Source organism: Streptomyces sp. SID4985, from assembly GCF_009863025.1.
GTDB lineage: Bacteria > Actinomycetota > Actinomycetes > Streptomycetales > Streptomycetaceae > Streptomyces.
Genome location: NZ_WWIR01000583.1, coordinates 1 through 13,715, shown reverse-complemented (window position 1 = coordinate 13,715; position 13,715 = coordinate 1). Strand labels below are relative to the sequence as shown.

The following is a 13,715-nucleotide window of genomic DNA, read 5'->3' as shown; positions in this document are numbered from 1 at the left end:
GTTTGTCGCGTCCGCCGGAGTTATCCACAGGGCTGCCACGCTTCGCGCGAACCGGCTACGGTGTGTGCACGGCTGACGCACAGGGCGTGAGCCACACACTCCACGGGGGAGTACGATCATGCCGGGAACCACCCTGACCGCGCCGAGCCCCACCACCTGCACACCGAGCCGTGCCGCACGCGAACTAGGGCTGAACCGGGCCGAGTTCGAACTCGCCGTGCAGCTCGGCCGCATCCGCACCGTACGTGACGAGGTCGGCAGCGGCCGCCGCGTCGAGCGCGCGGAGATCGACCGCATCCGTGCCGACGACGGCTTCCCGGAGACTCTCCGGGTACGCGTCCGGCTCGTGACCACGACCGGGGCCGCAGCGCTCATGAACATCTCTCCGGGCCGCTTCGCCCGGCTCGCCCGCCTGGGACTGCTGGTACCGGTGCGCTTCTATCTCAACCGCTACCGGGTAGTGGTCTGGCAGTATCTCGCCGAAGAAGTGGAGGAGTTCGCGGCACGCGACGTGAACGCCCATCTCCTGGAGGGCCGGACACCCGAGACCCTGAGGAGCCAGGTGGCGGCGGGCGTGGACCTGCGCGCCCGCAACTGGCGCGGCCGCCATCTCGGATTCCTGCTGAGGGACGCGGAGGGTGACCCCTGGGCGCGCGCCGGAGCGCTGGCGGCCCTGCTCCCGCCCGACGAGGTCGCCGCCGCCACCGAGAGTCCCGCCGAGCAGGCACGTCTGAACCGGCTCCGCCCGGTGCCACCCCGCCACGGCGCCCCGGGCACACCGTCCGCGGACATCGCCGAGGAACTGATGACGGCACAGGACCCGGACGAGATCATGTGGCTGCGCGCGGACCTGGAGCAGGCACTGGCGGAAGCCCGGGCGGTCGCACCCGGGGAGGTGCGAGCCCGCTCGGGCCGACCGAGCCCCGCCTCGATGCCACGGCGGCCCGGCCCGCCGGTCCGTCCGCAGACTCCGGAAGCCGCGCGCGAACGCCGCAGGCTCCTGGCGTGGCTGCGCGGCCGACGCTCGCGGAACGCGGCGGTGCCGACCGGCGCCGGACGTTCCGACGGGGCTCGCACCTGCCTCAGAGGGACCTGAACAGGCCTTCCTGGACGACCGACACCAGTAGATTCCCCTGCTGGTCGTAGATACGGCCGCGTGCCAGGCCCCGGCCGCCGATCGCGATCGGGGACTCCTGGTCGTACAGGAACCACTCGTCGGCGCGGAACGGCCGGTGGAACCACATGGCGTGGTCCAGCGAGGCCATGTCGAAGTTCCGCTGCCCCCACAGGGGTTCGACCGGGATGCGGACCGCGTCCAGGAGGGTCATGTCACTCGCGTAGGTCAGCGCGCAGGTGTGCACCAGCGGATCGTCGCCGAGCGGTCCGACCGCGCGCATCCACACGGCGCTGCGGGGATCGGCGCCGTCGATCTCCTCCGGGTTCCAGCGCAGCCGGTCGACATAGCGGATGTCGAACGGCTGGCGGCGGGCCATCCGCTCCAGGGCCTCCGGCAGGGCGCCCAGATGCTTGCGGATCTCCTCGGCGACCGGCGGCAGGGATTCCGGGTCCGGCAGCTCACGGGCCGGCGGCAGCTGGTGCTCGAACGGTCCTTCCTCGGGCTTGTGAAAGGAGCCGGTCAGATTGAAGATCGTGCGGCCCTGCTGCACGGCCGTGACCCGCCGGGTGGTGAACGAGCGTCCGTCGCGGACCCGCTCCACCTGGTACACGATCGGCACGCCGGGGCGACCCGGCCGCAGGAAGTACGCGTGCAGCGAGTGCACGGGACGGTCGCCGTCGGTGGTGCGTCCGGCGGCGACCAGCGCCTGTCCCGCCACCTGGCCGCCGAAGACCCGCTGGAGGGATTCCTGCGGGCTGCGGCCACGGAAGATGTTGACCTCGATCTGCTCCAGGTCGAGCAGGTCTACCAGGCTCTCGGCCGGGTTCGTCATCGGTGGGTTCTCCTGTTGTTCACAACTGGCCGACATCGGTGACACGGACGACCGCACGGCCCTCCGCGTCGGAGGCGGCGAGGTCGACTTCCGCGCTGATGCCCCAGTCGTGGTCATCGTTCGGGTCGTCGAAGATCTGGCGGACGCGCCACAGCTTGTTCTGCGGCTCCTCCTCGATCACCAGCAGCTTGGGGCCGCGGGCGTCGGGTCCGGTTCCGAGGTCGTCGTACTCGTCCCAGTACTTGTCCATGGCCTCGCCCCACGCCTCGGCGTCCCAGCCGGAGTCGGCGTCCATCTCGCCCAGCTCCTCGACCTGGTCCAGGGCGGCCAGCTCCACACGGCGGAAGAGGGCGTTGCGGACCAGGACGCGGAAGGCCCGCGCGTTGGCGGTGACCGGCTTCACCTGGTCGGCCTTCTCCTGGGCCTCCTCGGCGGTCATCTCCGCCGGGTTGGCCAGCTGCTCCCACTCGTCGAGCAGGCTGGAGTCCACCTGGCGAACCATCTCGCCGAGCCACTCGATGAGGTCCTGGAGGTCCTCGGACTTCAGGTCGTCGGGGATGGTGTGGTCGAGGGTCTTGTAGGCACTGGCGAGGTAGCGCAGCACGATGCCCTCGGTGCGGGCGAGTTCGTAGTAGGACACCAACTCGGTGAAGGACATCGCCCGTTCGTACATGTCACGGACGACCGACTTCGGCGACAGCGGGTGGTCTCCGACCCACGGGTGGCTCTTGCGGTAGGTGTTGTACGCGTGGAAGAGCAGCTCTTCCATGGGCTTCGGGTAGGTGACGTCCTGGAGGCGCTCCATGCGCTCCTCGTACTCGACGCCGTCCGCCTTCATGGCAGCCACGGCCTCACCGCGCGCCTTGTTCTGCTGGGCGACCAGGATCTGGCGCGGGTCGTCCAGCGTGGACTCGACGACGGACAGCATGTCGAGGGCGTAGGACGGCGACTCGGGGTCGAGCAGCTCGAACGCGGCGAGCGCGAACGTGGACAGCGGCTGGTTGAGTGCGAAGTCCTGCTGGAGATCGACCGTGAGACGCACGATGCGGCCCTCGGCGTCCGGCTTGTCGAGCTTCTCGACGATGCCGCCGTCCAGAAGAGAGCGGTAGATCGCGATCGCGCGGCGGATGTGCCGGAGCTGCTGCTTGCGCGGCTCGTGGTTGTCCTCGAGGAGGTGGCGCATCGCCTCGAAGGCGTTGCCGGGCCGGGCGATCACCGAGAGCAGCATCGTGTGCGTCACCCGGAACCGCGAGGTCAGCGGCTCGGGTTCGGAGACGATCAGCTTCTCGAAGGTGTTGTCCGTCCAGCCCACGAACCCCTCGGGAGCCTTCTTGCGCACCACCTTGCGGCGCTTCTTCGGGTCGTCGCCCGCCTTCGCGAGAGCCTTCTCGTTCTCGATGACGTGCTCGGGAGCCTGTGCGACGACGAGACCGGCGGTGTCGAAGCCCGCCCGCCCGGCCCGGCCCGCGATCTGGTGGAACTCCCGCGCCCGCAGTGTGCGCACCCGGTTGCCGTCGTACTTGGTCAGCGCCGTGAACAGCACCGTGCGGATGGGCACGTTGACGCCCACACCGAGGGTGTCCGTGCCGCAGATGACCTTCAGCAGACCGGCCTGGGCCAGCTTCTCCACCAGGCGCCGGTACTTGGGCAGCATGCCGGCGTGATGTACGCCGATGCCGTGCCGGACGTAACGGGACAGGTTCTGGCCGAACTTGGTGGTGAAGCGGAAGTTGCCGATCATTTCGGCGATCCGCTCCTTCTCCTCGCGCGTGCACATGTTGATGCTCATCAGCGCCTGCGCCCGCTCCACGGCCTGGGCTTGGGTGAAGTGCACGATGTACACCGGGGCCTGCTTGGTCTCCAGCAGGTCGGTGAGGGTCTCGGTGAGCGGGGTGAGCCGGTACTCGTAGGAGAGCGGCACGGGTCGCGTGGCCGAGCGGACCACCGAAGTGGGGCGGCCGGTGCGGCGGGTGAGGTCCTTCTCGAAAAAGGAGACGTCACCGAGGGTGGCCGACATCAGGATGAACTGCGCCTGGGGCAGTTCGAGGAGCGGGATCTGCCAGGCCCAGCCGCGGTCGCCCTCCGAGTAGTAGTGGAACTCGTCCATCACGACCTGGCCGACGTCGGCGTTCTTGCCGTCGCGCAGGGCGATGGACGCCAGGATCTCGGCGGTGCAGCAGATCACGGGCGCGTCGGCGTTCACCGAGGCGTCGCCGGTGAGCATGCCGACGTTCTCCGTGCCGAAGAGCTTGCACAGCTCGAAGAACTTCTCCGAGACCAGGGCCTTGATCGGAGCGGTGTAGAAGGTGACCTCGTCACGGGCGAGCGCGGCGAAGTGCGCGCCCGCGGCGATCATGCTCTTGCCCGAGCCGGTGGGCGTCGAGACGATCACGTTCGCCCCGGAGACCACCTCGATCAGCGCCTCCTCCTGGTGGGGGTAGAGCGTGAGACCGCGCTCGTCGGCCCACGACTCGAAGGCTTCGTACAGGGCGTCGGGGTCGGCGGTCGGCGGCAGCTGATCGATGAGGGTCACGCCCCCATCTTGCCTGGCCTCGGCACCAACCGGGGAATCGGCTGTTGTCCCCATGATCATGGCAGCTACGCTGTGTCGCCGACGGAGCGTCAACGCTCCGGCTCAACTGCACAGTGGTACACGAGGAATGGGGCGGAAAGCGGCCATGATGGGACCAGCACATTCACTGTCGGGAGCCGCTGCCTGGCTCGGTGTGGGGGCCGCCGCCGCGGCCGCCGGCCATCCGATGCCCTGGCCGGTCCTGCTGGTGGGCGCCTTGATCTGCGCGGGTGCCGCACTCGCCCCGGACCTCGATCACAAGGCGGCCACCATCTCGCGGTCGTTCGGGCCGGTGTCACGCAGGGTCTGCGAAGTCGTCGACAAGCTGTCCTACGCCGTCTACAAGGCGACCCGGAAGCCGGGCGACCCGCGCCGGTCGGGCGGTCACCGCACGCTCACCCACACCTGGCTGTGGGCGGTCCTGATCGGAGCCGCCTGCTCGGCGGTGGCGGTCACCTGCGGTCGCTGGGGGGTCCTGGTGATCCTCTTCGCGCACATGGTGCTGGCCATCGAGGGTCTGCTGTGGCGGGCGGCCCGCGGCTCCAGCAGCGATGTGCTGGTCTGGCTGCTCGCCGGGACCAGCGCCTGGATTCTGGCGGGCATGCTGGACAAGGACGGCAGCGGCGCCCACTGGCTGTTCGACCAGGCCGGCCAGGACTATCTGTGGCTGGGCCTGCCGATCGTGCTGGGTGCGCTGGTGCACTGCCTCGGGGACGCGCTGACCGTCTCCGGCTGCCCGATCCTGTGGCCCATCCCGGTCGGCCGCAAGCGCTGGTACCCGCTGGGTCCGCCGAAGGTCATGCGGTTCCGAGCGGGCAGCTGGGTCGAGGTCAAGGTGCTGATGCCCGTCTTCATGGTGCTCGGCGGCATCGGCTGCGCGGCGGCCCTCAACGTGATCTGACGCGTGGCTCTGCCTCAGGTCGTTTCGCCGGAGTCCGCCCCGCCGTACCGGCGCTCGAAGCGGGCGACGCGGCCCTCGGTGTCCACGGTGCGGGCCTCGCCCGTGTAGAAGGGGTGGCTCTCCGACGAGATCTCCACGTCGATCACGGGGTAGGTCTCGCCGTCGTCCCACTCGATGGTCTGCTCGCTGACCGCGGTCGACCGGGTGAGGAAGGCGTACCCGGCGGCCCGGTCGCGGAAGACCACGGGACGGTACTCGGGGTGCTTGTCCTGCTGCATGGCGGCTCCTCGCGCGGGGCGGTGGGGCAGGGGGCGTGCGGATCAGCCGGGGAGGGAGTCCTCGTCGACGATGTGCATCGCGGCCTCCTCGGCGGTGGCGGCGGCACCGTCGATGCCGACATCCGTGGCCACCAGCGCGCTCTCGTCGTCCTCGTGCGCCCCTTCGTCGGGCGCGACCAGCCGCCCGGAGCGAAGGCGGCCGACCTCGTTGTCCAGCAGTTCGCCGTCACCGCCGTCGTAGTCGCCGAGGCCATCGCCGTCAGGCGCGGCGGAATCGGGCAGTTCCTCGGCGAGCCGCTGGTCCAGGCTTTCCCCGGCCTGACGCTCCGCCGCCGTCACCCCGTCGTGCTCCACCGCCCAGGGGCGCTCCGGCGGGGACCAGCCCCGGTCGAGCGGATCGGCGACGCCGTCGGAGATCAGGGTGTCGTCGGCGTCGAGCGGCCCGGCGTCCTCCGGGATGTCGGAAGGGTCGGGCTGGTAGACGTCGTCCCCCCAGCCGTCGGCGCTGTCCACGGGAACCTCCAGGTCGTGAGCGCGGCCGGGCGCCATCGCGTGGCGCGGTGGCCCGTCGGCGCGGGTGTCGCACGGCGAGGACCGGACCGTCCCCCGGCGTCCTCCGAACCGGTCTCCCCGTCCAGCCTTCCATCCCTGTTCGGGACCGCGCAACGGCACACCGTCCGGCGCGGGGCCGGGCGGCGTGCCGTCGCGGGGGTCGGCGGGCGCGGACGGCCGCCCCGTCGCCGGGGCGGGCCGAACCCTGCGGCCGCGACATCAGCCGTGCCAGGACCGCCACAGCGCCGCGTAGGCCCCGTCCGCCGCGACCAGGTCCTCGTGGCTGCCGAGCTCACTGATGCGGCCGTTCTCCACGACGGCGATCACGTCGGCGTCATGGGCGGTGTGCAGCCGGTGCGCGATGGCGACCACGGTGCGACCGTCGAGGACACGGGCCAGCGAGCGTTCCAGATGGCGGGCGGCGCGCGGGTCCAGGAGCGACGTCGCCTCGTCCAGGACCAGCGTGTGCGGGTCGGCCAGCACCAGCCGGGCCAGCGCGATCTGCTGGGCCTGCGCCGGGGTCAGCGACAGTCCGCCGGAGCCCACCTCGGTGTCGAGTCCGTCGTCCAGCGCGCGGGCCCAGCCGTCCGCGTCGACCGCGCCGAGCGCCGCCCACAGCGCGGCGTCCTCCGCCCCGGCACGGGCCAGCAGGAGGTTGTCGCGCAGGGAACCGACGAAGACGTGGTGCTCCTGGTTGACGAGGGCGACGTGCGAGCGGACCCGCTCGGCGGGCATCCGGGACAGTTCGGCACCGCCCAGGGTGATGTGCCCGTCACGGGGCGCGTAGATGCCGGCGAGCAGCCTGCCCAGCGTGGACTTGCCCGCGCCGGATGGGCCGACCAGAGCCAGCCGGGTGCCCGGTGCGACCTCCAGGGACACCTGGCGCAGCACGTCGACGCCCTCGCGGTAGCCGAAGTGGACGCGGTCCGCGTGGACGTCGCGGCCGTCGGGGGTGAGCGTGGCCTCGCCCGCCTCCGGCTCGATGTCCCGCACCCCGACCAGGCGGGCCAGGGACACCTGGGCGACCTGCACCTCGTCGTACCAGCGAAGGATCAGGTTCACCGGGTCGACCAGCATCTGGGCGATCAGGGCGCCCGTCGTCAGCTGCCCCACGTCGATCCAGCCCCGCAGAACGAAGAAGCCACCGACCATGAGCACCGAACCGAGCACGATGATGTGCACGGCGTTGATCACCGGGAAGAGCACCGAGCGCAGCCAGAGTGTGTACCGCTCCCACGCGGTCCACTCCTTGATCCGCCGGTCCGACAGGGCGACGCGGCGGGCGCCCAGACGGTGCGCCTCGATGGTGTGGCCCGCGTCCACGCTCTCCGCGAGGGCGGCGGCGACGGCGGCGTATCCGGCCGACTCCGATCGGTAGCCCGAGGGGGCCCGCTTGAAGTACCAGCGGCATCCGACGACCAGTACCGGCACCGCGAGCAGGACGGCGGCCGCCAGCGGGGGAGCGGTCACGACGAGGCCGCCGAGCAGCAGCAGCGCCCAGACGACGCCGATGGCCAGCTGGGGTACGGCCTCCCGCATGGCGTTGGCCAGACGGTCGATGTCAGTGGTGATCCGGGAGAGCAGGTCGCCGGTGCCCGCCCGCTCCAGCACGCCCGGCGGCAGCCCCACCGAGCGGACGAGGAAGTCCTCGCGCAGGTCGGCCAGCATGCGCTCGCCGAGCATCGCGCCCCGCAGCCGCACCTGGCGGACGAACAGGGCCTGCACGGCCAGCGCGATCACGAACAGGCCGATCGTCGGCCCCAAATGCAGGTCGGGGGCGTCGTCCGAGACCCGCTCCACGAGGCTGCCGAGCAGATACGGGCCGACCATGGAGGCGATGACGGCGATCGTGTTGACGCCGATGAGGATCAGGAAGGACCGGCGATGCCTGCGGAACAGTTCGGCGACGTAGGCGCGCACCGTCGAGGCCGCGCCGACGGGGAGGGTGGTCGTGGTCTTCGGGGCCGCCGGGTCGTACGCCGGTGGCGCGACGCCGATCATGCGCTCTCCTCGATCTCTTCGAGCCGGTCCAGTTCGCCCAGCAGGGCGTCGCCGTCGGCCCGTTCCAGCGGGCCGGTCGGATCAGTGGTGCCGTCGCGGGCGCTTCCGTCCTTTTCGTCCTCGGTCTCGCGCGTCACCACGGCCCGGTACCGCGGATCGGTGGCGATCAACTCGCGGTGCGGAGCGGTCGCGGCGACGGTGCCCTCGTGGAGGAAGACCACGCTGTCCGCGCGGTCCAGCAGGAGCGGCGAGGAGGTGAACACCACAGTGGTGCGGCCGGAGCGGAGTCCGCGCAGCCCCTCGGCGATCCGCGCCTCGGTGTGCGAGTCCACGGCAGAGGTCGGTTCGTCCAGGACCAGGACCTCCGGGTCCGTGACGAGCGACCTGGCCAGGGCCAGCCGCTGGCGCTGGCCGCCCGACAGGGAGCGCCCGCGTTCGGTGATGCGGGTGTCCATGGGGTCCGAGGCGTCGAGCGAGGCCTGGGCCAGGGCGTCCAGGACGTCGTCGCACTGGGCGGCGGCGAGCGCGTCCTCGGCCCGGACGGCGCAGGAAGCGGGCACGTCGAGCAGTTCGCGCAGTGAGCCGGACAGCAGCACCGGGTCCTTGTCCTGGACGAGGACCGCGGTGCGGGCCCGGTCGAGAGGGAGGTCGTTCAGCGCGACGCCGCCGAGCAGCACCGACGGCCCCGGTTCGGCGGGATGGCCGCCCAGACGGGCCGCCAGTTCGCCCGCCGCGTCCGGGTCGCCGCACACCACCGCCGTGAACCGGTGGGCGGGGGCGAGAAGTCCGGTGAGGGGGTCGTGCAGGTCGCCTCCTGGCACCTCGCCGGTGTCCGTGCCGCCGGCACCCGTGCCCTCCGCGTCCGTCGGACGCCGGAGGGACAGGACGCGTGCCGCACGCGTCGCGGAGGGGCGGGAGAAGGAGAAGGCCATCGCGATCTCCTCGAAGTGGCGCATCGGGTAATTGAGGATCATGACCGCGCTGTAGACGGTGACCAGTTCACCGACCGTCACCCGGTCCTCGTGGGCCAGCTGGACGCCGTACCAGACCACCGCGATCAGCAGCAGGCCCGGCACCACCACCTGGATCGCGGAGATGAGCGACCACATGCGGGCGCTGCGCACCGCGGCGTGCCGCACCTCCTGCGAGGCGCTGCGGTAGCGGGTGAGGAACAGTTCCTCGCCGCCGATGCCGCGCAGCACGCGCAGCCCGGCCACGGTGTCCGAGGCGAGTTCGGTGGCCCGGCCCGCCTTCTCGCGCTGAACGTCGGCGCGGCGCGTGGCGCGGGGGAGCAGCGGCAGCACCGCGAGCGCCACGAGCGGAAGACCCACGGCGACGACCACACCGAGAGCGGGCTGATAGACGATGAGGGCGACAGAGACGAGGACGACCGTCAGCGCGGCGGCGGTGAAACGGGAGACGGCCTCCACGAACCAGCCGATCTTCTCCACATCGCCGGTGGAGACGGCCACGACTTCGCCCGCCGCGACGCGCCGGGTCAGCGCGGACCCCAGATGCGCGGCCTTGCGCGCCAGCAGTTGCTGGAGCCTGGCGGCCGCCGTGATCCAGTTGGTGACGGCGGCCCGGTGCAGGAAGGTGTCACCGACGGCGACGCACGTGCCGCAGAGGAGCAGCAGGCCGCCCGTCCGGAGGAGTCCGGCGGCCGAGCCCTTCACGGCCGCCTCGACGGCCAGCCCGACGCAGAAGGGCAGTGCGCAGACGGCGGAGAAGTGCAGCATGCCCCAGAGCAACGCCTTGAGCTGGCCGCCCCGTTGGTTGCGGAAGAGCCACCACAGCAGGTGCGGACCCGAGCGTGCGTCGGCCATGCCCGGATCGGAGTACGGAAGGTCTTGGATCTGCATGGCGTCCCAGTGGCTCGTGTCCGGAGGAGGGCAACAGACGGCGGCAAGCCGTGAAAGGGTCACCTCGCGCGGGGGTGAATTTCAACCGGTTTTCCCGGTCCTCCGCGAGATTCCACGGAGCCGCACCGCCCGCCGTTCCGATACCTGTCGGGACGCCCGCCGTTCAGCAGGGTTTGGGGAGATCCCCGTCCATCAGCGTGTCCAGCAGCAGGCCGAGCAGCTGTCGCTCCTTGTCGGTGAGCGGGGCGAGGATCTCCTCGGCCGCGGAGCGGCGTGCGCCACGCAGTTCGCGCAGGGTCGCGCGGCCCTCGTCCGTCAGCTCGATGCGGGTCACTCTGCGGTTCGCCGGGTCCGGCATCCGGCGTACCTTGCCGCTCGCCTCCAGCCCGTCGACCAGGGTCGTCACCGCGCGGGGCACCACCTCCAGACGCTCGGCCAGATCGGCCATACGCGGGGGCGAGTCGTAGTGAGCGAGGACGCGCAGCAGTCGGGACTGGGCTGGAGTGACGCCCAGATCGCGCTGCTCCAGGTGGCGCTTCTGGATGCGGTGCACCCGGCGGGTGAGCCGCAGCAACTGCTCCGCGAGAGCGCTTTCGGGGTCGGGGGTGTTCATGCCGGGAACAATATCAGGACCCTGTTCATTGTGAGCATAGGTAACAATGAGCTATGCTCTTCGAGTCATCGTCGGCCGGTCCGCGTGACCGGCCCCTTCCCCTCTTCGTAGGAGCCCATGAAGCCCGAACGTGAAGTCACCTGGAACCCACCTGCCGATGCAGGGCAGCAGCCCCGGCAGGTGCGTCGCATCCTGAAACTCTTCCGCCCCTATCGCGGGCGGCTGGCGATCGTCGCCCTGCTCGTCGGGGCGGCCTCGCTGGTCTCCGTGGCCACGCCGTTCCTCCTCAGGGAGATCCTCGACGTCGCCATCCCGCAGCGCCGCACCGGCCTGCTGAGCCTCCTCGCGCTCGGCATGATCCTCAGCGCGGTCCTCTCCAGCGTCTTCGGCGTCCTGCAGACGCTGATCTCGACCACCGTCGGCCAGCGCGTCATGCACGATCTGCGCACCGCCGTCTACGGCCGCCTTCAGCGGATGTCGCTCGCCTTCTTCACCCGCACCCGCACCGGCGAGGTGCAGTCCCGCATCGCCAACGACATCGGCGGAATGCAGGCCACGGTCACCTCGACCGCGACCTCGCTGGTGTCCAACGCCACCAGCGTCATCGCCACCGTCGTCGCCATGGTCGCGCTCGACTGGCGCCTCACCGTCGTCTCCCTGGTCCTGCTGCCGGTCTTCGTCTGGATCAGCCGCCGCGTCGGCGAGGAACGCAAGAGAATCACCACCCGGCGACAGAAACAGATGGCCGCGATGGCCGCCACCGTCACCGAATCGCTGTCGGTCAGCGGCATCCTGCTCGGCCGGACCATGGGCCGCTCGGAATCCCTCACGGCAAGCTTCGCGGCGGAGTCCGAGGGCCTGGTCGATCTCGAGGTCAGATCGAGCATGGCCGGACGCTGGCGCATGGCCGTGATCACGATCGTGATGGCCGCGATGCCCGCCGTCATCTACTGGGCCGCCGGTCTGGCGCTCCGGTTCGGCGGACCCGAGGTCTCGCTCGGCACGCTCGTCGCCTTCGTCTCCCTCCAGCAGGGCCTGTTCCGCCCGGCCGTGAGCCTTCTGGCGACCGGCGTCCAGATCCAGACCTCGCTGGCCCTCTTCCAGCGCATCTTCGAGTACCTGGACCTGCCGATCGACATCACCGAACGCGCCCGGCCCGTCCACCTCGACAAGATCAGAGGCGAGGTCCGCTTCGAGAACGTCGAGTTCCGCTACGACGGCAAGGGCGGCGCCGTCCTCGACGGCATCGACCTCACCGTGCCGGCCGGAAGCGGCCTGGCCGTGGTCGGACCCACCGGTGCCGGCAAGTCCACGCTCGGCTATCTGGTGCCCCGGCTGTACGACGTCACCGGCGGCCGCGTCACCCTGGACGGGGTGGACGTCTGCGACCTCGACTTCGACACCCTCGCCCGCGCGGTCGGCGTCGTCTCGCAGGAGACGTACCTCTTCCACGCCTCGGTCGCCGACAACCTCCGCTTCGCCAAACCGGACGCCACCGACGAGGAACTGCACGCGGCCGCCCGGGCCGCCCAGATCCACGACCACATCGCGGCGCTGCCCGACGGGTACGACACGGTCGTCGGAGAGCGCGGACACCGCTTCTCCGGTGGTGAGAAGCAGCGTCTGGCGATCGCCCGCACCATCCTGCGCAATCCGCCGGTCCTCATCCTCGACGAGGCGACCAGTGCCCTGGACACTCGCACCGAGGCCGCCGTCCAGGAAGCCATCGACGTCCTGTCGGCCGACCGGACGACCATCACGATCGCCCACCGCCTGTCCACGGTCCGCGACGCCGATCAGATCGTCGTCCTCGACTCCGGCCGCATAGCCGAGCGTGGCACGCACGAGGAGCTGCTCGACCAGGACGGACGCTATGCGGCCCTCGTGCGCAGGGATGCCCAACTGGCCCCCGTCACCTGACGCCGCGACGGGAGTATGCGATCAGGCGATATGCGGAGAATGTGGTAGTACGCGTATTACCTTGCCCGCATGAACATCAACACTCCGTCACGGAGCACGATGCGACTGACGCGCCGGGGCAGACTCGCCCTCGTCGGGGTCGGCACCGTTCTGGCCGGTACCGCCGTGGCGGTGTCGCTGATCGGCCTCCTCAGCGGGGCGTCGAAAACGGCGACCCTGCTCATCCCCGAGGGCTGGCGTGCGAGCCAGATCTACGACGCCGTCGACAAGGCCCTCGAACTGAAACCGGGCACCACCCGCAAAGCCGCACCCCACGCCGGGCTGAAGCTGTCGAACGACGCCGAGGGCAACCCCGAGGGCTATCTCTTCCCCGCCACCTACCCCCTGCGGAAGGGCACCACGGCGGAATCGCTGCTGCGGATGATGGTCGACACCGCCAACGAGAGGTTCAATGCCGCGCCCGTCGCCGCCGGGGCCCAGCGCAACGCGCTGAACGTCTACCAGGCCGTCACCATCGCGAGCATCGTCCAGGCCGAGGCCGGGAACAAGGCCGACATGGGCAAGGTGGCCCGGGTCGTGTTCAACCGGCTGGAGCGCGGGATGCCGCTCCAGATGGACGCCACCCTCAACTACGCGCTCAACCGCCACATCCTGCGCACCAGCACCGACGACACTCGCATCGACAGTCCGTACAACTCCTACCAGCGCAAGGGGCTGCCGCCCACCCCGATCGGCAACCCCGGCGAGGACGCGATGCGAGCCGTGCTCAGTCCGCCGAGGGGCGACTGGCTGTACTTCGTCACGGTCAAGCCCGGGGACACCCGCTTCACCTCCGACTACATCAAGCACATGCGCAATGTGACCGAGTTCAACGAACAGCGGACGGCCACCACGCACCCGGGCACGCCGAGCGGCAGCCCGCACGGGAGACCGACGGCGCAGACGTCCCGCTGAGGCTGAGCGGACGGTGCGGCGGGCGGGCCGGGTCCGCAGGGCGCTGCCCCCGGGACCCGCCAGTCGCCCGCCGTCCGACTTCAGCTGCCCGCCGCCCGACTCCGGCTGCCCAC

At 70.8% G+C, this 13,715-nt stretch carries 11 protein-coding genes; 4 read left to right on the top strand and 7 right to left on the bottom strand.

Annotated features, from left to right (window positions below; all coding sequences use genetic code 11):
* Nucleotides 1-118 precede the first annotated feature (118 nt).
* Complete coding sequence (locus GTW40_RS25095; RefSeq protein WP_161182442.1) at nucleotides 119-1,096, top strand: DUF6397 family protein; 978 nt, start codon at nucleotides 119-121, stop codon at nucleotides 1,094-1,096.
* Here GTW40_RS25095 and GTW40_RS25090 read toward each other — a convergent pair.
* Nucleotides 1,083-1,949 carry an acyl-CoA thioesterase II gene (locus GTW40_RS25090; protein ID WP_161182441.1) on the bottom strand — a complete coding sequence of 289 codons (867 nt, stop codon included), beginning with the start codon at nucleotides 1,947-1,949 and terminating at the stop codon, nucleotides 1,083-1,085. The two genes, GTW40_RS25095 and GTW40_RS25090, sit on opposite strands and share 14 nt — an antisense overlap.
* A 19-nt stretch (nucleotides 1,950-1,968) precedes the next feature.
* Nucleotides 1,969-4,482, bottom strand: coding sequence for a DEAD/DEAH box helicase (locus GTW40_RS25085; RefSeq protein WP_161182440.1), 2,514 nt, complete (start codon nucleotides 4,480-4,482; stop codon nucleotides 1,969-1,971).
* A gap of 145 nt (nucleotides 4,483-4,627) precedes the next feature.
* Between GTW40_RS25085 and GTW40_RS25080 the strand changes: the two genes are divergently transcribed.
* On the top strand, nucleotides 4,628-5,422 hold the full coding sequence (locus GTW40_RS25080; RefSeq protein ID WP_161182439.1) for a metal-dependent hydrolase: 795 nt from the start codon (nucleotides 4,628-4,630) through the stop codon (nucleotides 5,420-5,422).
* Between the two features lie 14 nt (nucleotides 5,423-5,436).
* On the opposite strand, the gene GTW40_RS25075 is transcribed toward GTW40_RS25080, so the two are convergent.
* From GTW40_RS25075 to GTW40_RS25055, 5 genes are all read right to left on the bottom strand, one after another.
* Nucleotides 5,437-5,700 carry a type B 50S ribosomal protein L31 gene (locus GTW40_RS25075; protein ID WP_161182438.1) on the bottom strand — a complete coding sequence of 88 codons (264 nt, stop codon included), beginning with the start codon at nucleotides 5,698-5,700 and terminating at the stop codon, nucleotides 5,437-5,439.
* Nucleotides 5,701-5,742: 42 nt separating this feature from the next.
* Complete coding sequence (locus tag GTW40_RS25070) at nucleotides 5,743-6,213, bottom strand: DUF5709 domain-containing protein (protein ID WP_161182437.1); 471 nt, start codon at nucleotides 6,211-6,213, stop codon at nucleotides 5,743-5,745.
* A gap of 258 nt (nucleotides 6,214-6,471) precedes the next feature.
* On the bottom strand, nucleotides 6,472-8,253 hold the full coding sequence (locus GTW40_RS25065) for an ABC transporter ATP-binding protein (protein ID WP_161182436.1): 1,782 nt from the start codon (nucleotides 8,251-8,253) through the stop codon (nucleotides 6,472-6,474).
* Complete coding sequence (locus tag GTW40_RS25060) at nucleotides 8,250-10,115, bottom strand: ABC transporter ATP-binding protein (RefSeq protein ID WP_161182435.1); 1,866 nt, start codon at nucleotides 10,113-10,115, stop codon at nucleotides 8,250-8,252. Before GTW40_RS25060 ends, GTW40_RS25065 begins: the two co-directional genes overlap by 4 nt.
* Nucleotides 10,116-10,278: 163 nt before the next feature.
* Nucleotides 10,279-10,728, bottom strand: a complete 450-nt coding sequence (locus GTW40_RS25055) for a MarR family transcriptional regulator (RefSeq protein ID WP_161182434.1) — start codon at nucleotides 10,726-10,728, stop codon at nucleotides 10,279-10,281.
* A gap of 117 nt (nucleotides 10,729-10,845) precedes the next feature.
* Between GTW40_RS25055 and GTW40_RS25050 the strand changes: the two genes are divergently transcribed.
* Both GTW40_RS25050 and mltG read left to right on the top strand, forming a co-directional pair.
* On the top strand, nucleotides 10,846-12,648 hold the full coding sequence (locus GTW40_RS25050; protein ID WP_161182433.1) for an ABC transporter ATP-binding protein: 1,803 nt from the start codon (nucleotides 10,846-10,848) through the stop codon (nucleotides 12,646-12,648).
* Nucleotides 12,649-12,717: 69 nt separating this feature from the next.
* Nucleotides 12,718-13,602 (top strand): endolytic transglycosylase MltG, encoded by an 885-nt coding sequence (gene mltG / locus GTW40_RS25045; RefSeq protein ID WP_161182432.1) that lies wholly within the window; start codon nucleotides 12,718-12,720, stop codon nucleotides 13,600-13,602.
* Nucleotides 13,603-13,715: the final 113 nt, after the last annotated feature.

Bases quoted from the DNA above. Each gene is read 5' to 3' on its own strand.
- mltG (WP_161182432.1), top strand. From the start codon at position 12,718: ATGAACATCAACACTCCGTCACGGAGCACGATGCGACTGACGCGCCGG.
- GTW40_RS25080 (WP_161182439.1), top strand. From the start codon at position 4,628: ATGATGGGACCAGCACATTCACTGTCGGGAGCCGCTGCCTGGCTCGGT.
- GTW40_RS25060 (WP_161182435.1), bottom strand. From the start codon at position 10,115: ATGCAGATCCAAGACCTTCCGTACTCCGATCCGGGCATGGCCGACGCA.
- GTW40_RS25075 (WP_161182438.1), bottom strand. From the start codon at position 5,700: ATGCAGCAGGACAAGCACCCCGAGTACCGTCCCGTGGTCTTCCGCGAC.
- GTW40_RS25095 (WP_161182442.1), top strand. From the start codon at position 119: ATGCCGGGAACCACCCTGACCGCGCCGAGCCCCACCACCTGCACACCG.
- GTW40_RS25050 (WP_161182433.1), top strand. From the start codon at position 10,846: ATGAAGCCCGAACGTGAAGTCACCTGGAACCCACCTGCCGATGCAGGG.
- GTW40_RS25055 (WP_161182434.1), bottom strand. From the start codon at position 10,728: ATGAACACCCCCGACCCCGAAAGCGCTCTCGCGGAGCAGTTGCTGCGG.
- GTW40_RS25065 (WP_161182436.1), bottom strand. From the start codon at position 8,253: ATGATCGGCGTCGCGCCACCGGCGTACGACCCGGCGGCCCCGAAGACC.
- GTW40_RS25090 (WP_161182441.1), bottom strand. From the start codon at position 1,949: ATGACGAACCCGGCCGAGAGCCTGGTAGACCTGCTCGACCTGGAGCAG.